The organism is Streptomyces sp. NH27, from assembly GCF_056859195.1.
Genome location: NZ_JACEGK010000359.1, coordinates 1 through 8204 on the forward strand (window position 1 = coordinate 1; position 8204 = coordinate 8204).

Below are 8204 nucleotides of genomic sequence, written 5' to 3' on the forward strand. Positions count from 1 at the left end.
CACCCACCCCGCACCGTAACGGAACCGCCCTGCCCCACGCGCCTCAACTCCCGTCCACCGCCCCGCCCGCGGTTCCACCGGGGAAGCCGAAGGGCCGGTCCGCGTGAGGTGCGAACCGGCCCCCGGCCGTGAACTCCGTGGCGCAGAGCCTCAGTTGCTGCGCCGCACTCCCGGGGAGACGACGACGCGCTCGATCAGCCAGATCAGCCCGACCATGGCCAGCGCGAGCAGGGCGATCAGGGTCGCGCCGCCCACCACCGTCGAGTAGTTGCGCTGGTAGAGCCCGTCCACGATGTAACGGCCGAGGCCGCCGAGGCTGACGGTCGCGGCGATCGCCGCGGTGGAGACGACCTGGATCGCCGCGGAGCGCATGCCGCTGATGATGAGCGGGAGCGAGGCGGGCACCTCGACCTGGAAGAGGACCGCCATCGGCCCCATGCCCATGCCGCGGGCCGCGTCCACCGGGGCCGGGTCCACCGTGCGGATCGCCTCGTAGGAGGTGACGAGCATCGGCGGTACCGCGAGGGCGACCAGCGGGATCATCACCGGGACCAGGCCGATGCCGAGCCAGAAGAACATCAGCACCAGCAGGCCGTAACTGGGCAGCGCGCGGCCCGCGGTGGCGAGCAGCGCGAGGGCGTTGCCGCCGCGTCCGGTGTGGCCGGTGATCAGGCCGATCGGCAGCGCGATGGCGGCGGCGATGGCCAACGCCTCGAAGGTGTAGCCGAGGTGCTCTTCAAGGCGGTGCGGGATGCCCGCGTAGCCGTGCCAGTGGGCGCCGTCGCTGAAGAAGACGTTGATGAAGTGGAGGATGTTCACCTGGCCGCGCCTTCCAGCTCGACCGGGCCGCCGGCGCGGTTGTCATCGCCGGGCCCGCCGTTCCCGCCGTTCGTACCGGACTTGGCGGGTTCGACGGCGGCGGCGAGGCTCGCCCGGCGCGCGGCCTTGCGGCCCCGCGGCATCCACGGCGTGAGCAGCGTCCGCACCCCGATCAGCAGCATGTCGATGACGACACCGAGGACCGCGATGGACACCACCGACGTCACCGCGAGGTTGGAGCGGTGGTAGGCCAGCGCGTCGCCGAGCAGGTTGCCGAGGCCGCCCTGGTTGCCGATGATCGTGCCGACGCTGACCAGGCTGATGCTGGAGACGGTCGCCACCCGCAGCCCGGCGAAGATCGCCGGCACCGCCATGGGCAGTTGCACCTGGAAGTAGCGCTGGAAGGAGTTGAAGCCCATCGCCTCGGCGGCCGCCAGTGTCTCAGGAGGCACCGATCTGACGCCGTCGACGATCGACGGAAGGAGGATCACCAGGCTGTAGATGGTCAGCGGGATGATCACGGTGGTCGCGCTGTCGCCGGTGTAGTCGATCAGGAAGACGAAGAACGCGATCGACGGAATGGCGTAGAGGATCGTGGTGACCCACAGCACCGGCGGATACAGCCACCGGAACCGCACGCACGCCTGGGCGAGCGGCAGCGACACCGCGAGCCCGATGCCGACCGGGATCAGCGACTCCTGCAGGTGCAGGCCGATCAGTCCGGCGTAGGAGTGCTGGAGGTCGCTGGGAAGGTCGAAGAATCCGTTGCCGCCGCTGCTCATGGGGCGACTCGCACCGCGCCGGAGCCACGGCCACCCGGGCCGCTCCTTCCACCGCCCACCCTGTCGGCGCCCTCGCGCTCCGCGTGCGCGGAGCGGATCGCCGCACCGATCGTCGCCTGCGAGGTCACCCCGACCACCCGCCCGGTGGCGTCGACCGCGACCGCCCACCCGGTGGGCGAGAGCACCGCGCAGTCCAGCGCGTCCCGCAACGACTCGCGGCCGAACTCGAACGGCCGCCCGTAGCTGATCAGTTCGGCGGTCGGGACGCTGTCGGCGCCGGCCGCGAGATCCTTCGGCTCGGCCCAGCCGAGCGGCTTGCCGTCGGCGTCGGTGACCAGCAGGTAGGGGGTGTCGGCGGTGGTCCGCTCGGCGATCTGCGCGGCGGTGGCGTCGAGCGCGACGACGGGCACGGTGGTGAGTTCCAGGCCCGCGGAGGTGAAGAACGACAGTCGCCGCACCCCGCGGTCGGTGCCGAGGAAGTCCTCGACGAAGGCGTCGGCCGGGTGGGAGAGGAGTTCGTCCGGCGGCGCGAACTGGGCGAGTTTGCCGCCGGTCCGCAGCACCGCGATCATGTCGCCGAGCCGGATCGCCTCGTCGATGTCGTGCGTGACGAAGACGATGGTCTTGCCCAACTCCTGCTGGATACGCAGGAGTTCTTCCTGGAGAACCTTGCGGACGATCGGGTCCACCGCGGAGAACGGTTCGTCCATCAGCAGCACCGGCGGGTCCGCGGCGAGCGCCCGGGCCACCCCGACGCGCTGCTGCTGGCCGCCGGAGAGCTGGTACGGATAGCGCTTGGCGAGCGCGGCGTCCAGGCCGACCCGCGCCATCAGCTCGGACGCGCGCTTGCGGGCCCGGCTCTTGTCCCAGCCGAGCATGCGCGGGACGGTGGCGATGTTGTCCAGGATGGTGCGGTGCTGGAAGAGGCCTGCGTTCTGGATGACGTACCCCATCGACCGGCGCAGCGCGTTCACCGGCTGCTGGTGGATGTCGGCGCCGTCGAGCAGGATGCGGCCCGAACTGGGCTCCACCATACGGTTGATCATGCGCAGCGTGGTGGTCTTGCCGCAGCCGGACGGCCCTACCAGCACGGTGATTGAGCTGTCCGGTATCTCCAACGACAGGTTGTCGACTGCTGTGGTGCCGTCCGGATACCGCTTGGTTATCGACTCGATCTGTATCAAAAGTCCGTGTCCCCTCCGGGATTGGGCATCGGTGCGGCCTGCTCCCGGGCACGAAACGCACAAGCCGTCGCGGGCAGAGTCTAGACCGCGAGTGTTTCAGGAGTCTGGAATTGGCCAAGGCGGCTGGTCTTATGCCCCGCTCCGTCCGCACCATGCCCTGCCGTACGGCTTCCGGCCGTGTCGGTTCTCACGCTGGGTGACGACGGGCGGCCGTATCACCGTACGACCGCCCGTCGTGCGACCGCCCGTGCGACCGCCCGTGCGGATGTCGGTACGGGTGTCGGTACGGCCTCCTACGCGTCCCGCGCGCGCAGCACCGCCATGCCGCCGAGCAGCGCGGCGCCCGCCCAGCAGGCGAGCACCCCGAGCCCGGCCCACGGCCCGATCGGCTGGGTGTGCAGCACGGCCGGCACCGTGGTCTGCACCGCGAGCCCGGCGCTGGCCGGCCCGATCTGCTGGAGGTGACGCTGCCAGTGCGGGTCGCTCACCAGCGCGGCCGTGATCGGGAAGAGGTAGAGCAGCGCGAGTACGGTGCCGATCGCCGTGCCCGGGTCGCGTACGACGGCGGCGGTGCCGAGTGCGAGCAGCGCGACCAGCACCATGCACAGGGCCGAGCCGGCGCCCGCGCGCAGCACGGAACCGTCGGCCGCCGACAGCGCGGGCCGCGCGGCGGCGGGCAGCAGCAGCCGGCCGGCCAGCAGCGACCCGCCGGCCGAGAGCAGCGCCGCGGGCAGCACCACCGCGGCGAGCACCGCCGCCTTCGCGGCCAGTACGGTGCCCCGGCGCGGCATCGCGGCGAACGTGCTGCTCAGCATTCCCGTGGAGTGCTCCCCCGCGATCATCGCCGCACCGAGCACCGCGGCCACCGCCTGGCCGAGTTGCACCCCGGTCAGGCTGATTTTCGCCGCATCGGTGCCGGGGTGGTACGACACGGTCGCCGCCGCCACCGCGCCCAGCGCGACGGTCAGCACGACGAGCGCGCCGAGCAACGGCCACGTGCCCGGCACCGTCCACACCTTCGTCCACTCGGCGCGCACCGCGTCCCGCAAGGACTCGAAACGGGGCGCGGGCGCGGGCGCGGGTGCGGGTACGGGTACGGGTACGGGTGCGGGTACGGGTGCGGGTGCGGGTGCGGGTGCGCGAGGGTCACGGGGTGCGCCGGATTCACCTGTCAGGGAAGGGAGTTCGGGTGTCGCGGAGTGTTCGGGCGTGGCAGGCACCGTCCTCACGTGTCCCTCCTGCGCAGCAGGGCGTACGCGACGGCGAGCACGACCGCGGTCCAGCCGCACAGCACGGCCAGCCCCGCCCAGGGCGGCAACGGGTAGTAACCGTCGGACGGCGCGTAGACGTTGGCGACCTGGTGGTAGCGGACCGTCGTCTGCTGGATGGCGAACGCGGCCGCCGGCGTCACCCGCAGCACCCAGTCCGCGGCGGCGTCCGGGAGGGCGCTCATCGCGAGGATGTAGGGGAGCACCACCCCGGCGACGACGGCGGTGACCGCGCCGGTCGCGCGGCGCAGGATCGTGCCGACGCCCAGCGCGAGGACCGCGGCCAGCGCGACCAGCAGGGCGGTGCCGACCGCCACCCGTGTCTCGGTGCCGAAACTCGCCGGGAGGATGAAGGCCCCGTTGGAGCGCAGCCGGTGGAGGGTGAGGGCGAGTGTCAGCACGGACGCGGTGAGCCCGACCGCGAAAGCCGCCGCGCCGACCACCACCGCCTTGGCGGCGAGCACTTGGCCGCGGCGCGGCTGCGCCGCGAGGGTGGTGCGGATCAGGCCGCGCCGGTACTCGGCGGTGACGAACGACGAGCCGACCACCACCAGGACGAGCAGCCCCGTGAACGTGCCGCGCAGCCCGCGCTCGATGCTCCGGGCCCCGAAGACCTGACCGCCGACGGCGGGGGCGATGTCGCCGGAGCCGCTGACGGAGAAGACCTCGCCGCCGCTGGACGTGGTGCGGTGGGTGGCATCGGAGAGCGCGGCGACATGCGGGTCACCGCCGACGCCGGTGGTCTGCCAACGGTCGGACGGCTGCGAGCCGTTGCTGCCGCTGTTGCCGCTTTCGCCGTCGCCGCTGTTGCCGCTGTTGCCGCTGTTGCTGCCGTTGCCGCCGCCGCTCAGCTCGACGCGGTCGAACGCGGCCGTGGCGCGGGTGGGTGCGCTCGTCGCGCTGCTGCCGAGGGCGTGCCGGTCGACCTCTAGGTGGTCCGAGGAGGTGACGAAGAGGCCGACTTGGGCGATCGTGGGCAGGTCGGGCAGGGTCGCGGTGCCGACCTTCGTCCAGTGGGTGCCGTCGGGCGAGGTGGCGCCGGTCAGCGTGCTGCCCGCGCGGGTCAGCCGCAGCCAGCGCGGGGCGCCGGCGGAGGGCGCGGCGACCTCGGGGCCCGCCGTGTCGTGGGTGAAGTCGCTCTGCATGCGCACCCCGTGGCCGCCGGTCACCATGACCGCCGCGTAGCTGCTGCCCTGTGCGGTGCCCGCCTTCACGATCAGGCCCGCCTTGGCCCACGCCTCCAGGTCGGGGGCGCCGGTCTCGCCGGGCATTGCCGCGATCCGCCCGGTCATCGAAGTGATCCGGGCGGTCAGGGTGCCGTCACTGCCCAACGGCTGGTGCACGAAGGTGAAGGCGTCGACGACGGCCACCCCACCCGGCCCCTTCGGCGGCCCGCACACCTTCATGCCCGCGCAGCCGCCGGACCGGGTCGCGTCGGCCGAGGCGTAGCCGATGGCCACGACCACGACGAGCGCGGCCACGAGGGCGAGCACCCAGCCCCGTACGGTGCGCAGCTTCGTCCACTCGGCGCGGACGGTCAGCAGGAAGCCGTTCACGCCTGCTCCCCCTCGCCCGCGCCGCGTACGTCCTGAACGCCGCGTACGTCCGAACCGCCGCCCGGGTCCTGACCGCCGCCCGGGTCCGTCCCGGCGAACTCGACCTGGTCCCTGGTCAGTCGCATGTACGCGTCCTCCAACGTGGCCCGGTGCGCGGTGACTTCGGTGAAGGGGACGGCGCCGCGGGTGAGGTGGGCGACGACGTCCTCGGCCGGCAGCCCGGAGACGTGCAGCGCGCCCGTACCGGCCGGGACAGTGGTGCCGCCCGCCGCGGTGAGGACGTCGGCGGCCCGGTCCGGCCGCGGCGTGTGCAGCGTGACGTGGCCGCCGGCCGAGGCGGCGGCGAGGAGTTCGGCCACCGGCGTGTCCGCGACGACCCGGCCGCGGCCGACCACCACCACATGGCTCGCGGTGTCCTGGAGCTCGCTCATCAGGTGGGTGGAGATCAGCACCGCCCGGCCCTGCCCGGCCAGCGCGTGCAGCAGGCCGCGCAGCCAGACGATGCCCTCGGGGTCCATGCCGTTGAACGGCTCGTCCATCATCAGCACGGCGGGGTCGCCCAGCAGCGCCGCCGCGATGCCCAGGCGCTGCCGCATGCCCAACGAGAAGCCGCCCGCGCGTCGGCCCGCGACCGCGGCGAGCCCGACCTGTCCGATCACCTCGTCCACCCGGCGCGCACCGATGCCCTGCGAGCGCGCCAGCCACATCAGGTGGTCGCGGGCACGGCGGCCCGGCTGGAGCGCGGCGGCGTCCAGCAGCGCGCCGATGTGCGTCATCGGCCGGCGCAGCGCGCGGTACGGCCTGCCGCCGATCAGGGCGGTGCCCTCGTCCGCGGTGTCCAGGCCGAGCACCACCCGCATCGTGGTCGACTTGCCGGCGCCGTTCGGCCCGACGAAGCCCGTGACCCGGCCCGCCTCGACGGTGAAGTCCATTCCGTCCAGGGCCGCGGTCGGCCCGTATCGCTTGCGCAGGGCCCTGACGGCCACTCCCACCTCGCCCATGGCGACGTGCCTCCCTCCGTGCGCGCGGCCGCCACCGCCGTCCGGCGACGTACCCGCGCTGTCGGCACCGGTTCTACGGCGCGGGCGGTGCCGGCACGGTGACGGCCGCCGTCACCTCGCTGTCACCGGGCGGCTGGCATCGTGGAGCCATGAGAGTGCTGGTGGTCGAGGACTTCGAGGTGCTGGCGACGGCGCTGGCGACCGGGCTGCGCCGCGAGGGCATGGCGGTGGACGTGGCGCTGGACGGCACGCAGGCGCTGGAACGGCTCGCCGTGACCCGCTACGACGTGGTCGTCCTGGACCGCGACCTGCCCGGGGTGCACGGGGACGAGATCTGCCGGGGCCTGGCGGCGGGGCCGGCGCCGAGCCGGGTGCTGATGCTGACTGCGGCGGCGGCCGTCAGCGACCGGGTGGACGGGCTCTCGCTGGGCGCCGACGACTACCTCCCCAAGCCGTTCGACTTCGCCGAACTGGTCGCCCGGGTACGGGCGTTGGGCCGCCGCTCGACGCCCGCGCTACCACCGGTGCTGTCCGGCGGCGGGGTACTGCTCGACCCGAACCGCCGTACCGCCTTCCGCGCCGGGCGCCGACTCGACCTGAGCCCCAAGGAGTTCGCGGTCCTGGAGTGCCTGCTCGGCGCCCGTGGCGCCGCCGTCTCCGCGGAGGAACTGCTCGACCGGGTCTGGGACGAGGCGGTCGATCCCTTCACCACCACCGTGAAGACCACGGTGCGGCGGCTGCGGTTGAAGCTCGGCGACCCGCCGGTGATCGGGACCGTCCGCGAGGGCGGCTACCGGATCGAGGAGTCGTGAACGCCACACGGACGGCCGCGCCGGTCGGCCGGCCACGGCGGGTGACCCGGCTGCTGCCACGGCCCCGTACCCTCCGGATGCGGCTCGCCGCGCTCTACGGCGCCCTCTTCCTCGTCTCCGGGGTGCTGCTGCTCGCCATCCCGAGCCTGTTCGTGGGATCGTCCTCGGCCGTCAAGGCGCCGGGCCCGGACGTCCCGCCGTTTCCGGACGACGCCAGGCCCGTGCTCCCGATCCTGGGCGGCGGCCGGCCCTCGCTCGCCGAGACGCAGCGCGGGCGGGACATGGAGCGTTACGTCACCGGGTCGGTGATCGCGCTCGTGGCGCTGGTGGCGTTGTCGGTGGGGCTGGGCTGGCTGCTGTCGGGCTGGCTGCTGCGGCCGCTGCGCACGATCACCGCGACCGCCGGGGAGATGTCCGCGGCCAGCCTCGGGCGGCGGCTCGCCATCCGCAGCTCGGGCGACGAGTTCACGCAGCTCGGACGGACCCTGGACGACCTGTTCGCGCGGCTGGAGGCGTCGTTCACCGCGCAGCGGCACTTCGTCGCGAACGCCTCGCACGAGTTGCGCACGCCGCTCGCCGCCGAACGCACCCTGCTCCAGGTCGCCCTGGCCGATCCGGACGCCGACGCGGTGACGCTGCGGGCCGCGTGCGAGCAGGCCCTGTTGCTCGGCGCGCAGCAAGCCCGCCTGATGGAGGCCCTGTTCACGCTGGCCACCGGGGAGCGCGGGGTGCGGCGGCGGGAGGACTTCGACCTCGCCGAGGTCGCGGCGGGGGTGCTGGCC

Annotated in this window: 8 protein-coding genes; 2 read left to right on the forward strand and 6 right to left on the reverse strand. The window is 73.5% G+C overall.

Annotated features, from left to right (window positions below; genetic code table 11):
* Window positions 1–150 precede the first annotated feature (150 nt).
* From AC13HU_RS25620 to AC13HU_RS25645, 6 genes are all read right to left on the reverse strand, one after another.
* A complete protein-coding gene (locus AC13HU_RS25620; RefSeq protein ID WP_483044303.1) occupies window positions 151–819 on the reverse strand; it encodes an ABC transporter permease in 669 nt (222 codons plus the stop codon).
* Entirely contained in the window at window positions 816–1601 is a 786-nt protein-coding gene (locus AC13HU_RS25625; RefSeq protein WP_483044304.1) for an ABC transporter permease, read from the reverse strand. Before AC13HU_RS25625 ends, AC13HU_RS25620 begins: the two co-directional genes overlap by 4 nt.
* Complete coding sequence (locus AC13HU_RS25630; RefSeq protein ID WP_483044305.1) at window positions 1598–2785, reverse strand: ABC transporter ATP-binding protein; 1188 nt, start codon at window positions 2783–2785, stop codon at window positions 1598–1600. The genes AC13HU_RS25625 and AC13HU_RS25630 overlap by 4 nt, the downstream gene beginning before the upstream one ends.
* A 293-nt stretch (window positions 2786–3078) precedes the next feature.
* The gene (locus AC13HU_RS25635; protein WP_483044306.1) at window positions 3079–4014 is read right to left on the reverse strand and encodes an ABC transporter permease; all 936 of its coding nucleotides are present in this window, start codon (window positions 4012–4014) and stop codon (window positions 3079–3081) included.
* Window positions 4011–5609 (reverse strand): ABC transporter permease subunit, encoded by a 1599-nt coding sequence (locus AC13HU_RS25640; RefSeq protein ID WP_483044307.1) that lies wholly within the window; start codon window positions 5607–5609, stop codon window positions 4011–4013. Before AC13HU_RS25640 ends, AC13HU_RS25635 begins: the two co-directional genes overlap by 4 nt.
* Complete coding sequence (locus AC13HU_RS25645) at window positions 5606–6610, reverse strand: ATP-binding cassette domain-containing protein (protein WP_483044308.1); 1005 nt, start codon at window positions 6608–6610, stop codon at window positions 5606–5608. Before AC13HU_RS25645 ends, AC13HU_RS25640 begins: the two co-directional genes overlap by 4 nt.
* 149 nt (window positions 6611–6759) lie before the next feature.
* Between AC13HU_RS25645 and AC13HU_RS25650 the strand changes: the two genes are divergently transcribed.
* Window positions 6760–7422, forward strand: a complete 663-nt coding sequence (locus AC13HU_RS25650) for a response regulator transcription factor (protein ID WP_483044309.1) — start codon at window positions 6760–6762, stop codon at window positions 7420–7422.
* Window positions 7419–8204, forward strand: a 786-nt coding sequence (locus AC13HU_RS25655) for a sensor histidine kinase (protein WP_483044310.1), incomplete at its 3' end; no start/stop codon positions are given. The genes AC13HU_RS25650 and AC13HU_RS25655, both read left to right, overlap by 4 nt.

Coding starts and splice junctions, on each gene's coding strand:
- AC13HU_RS25625 (WP_483044304.1), bottom strand. CDS start 1,601: ATGAGCAGCGGCGGCAACGGATTCTTCGACCTTCCCAGCGACCTCCAG.
- AC13HU_RS25645 (WP_483044308.1), bottom strand. CDS start 6,610: ATGGGCGAGGTGGGAGTGGCCGTCAGGGCCCTGCGCAAGCGATACGGG.
- AC13HU_RS25650 (WP_483044309.1), top strand. CDS start 6,760: ATGAGAGTGCTGGTGGTCGAGGACTTCGAGGTGCTGGCGACGGCGCTG.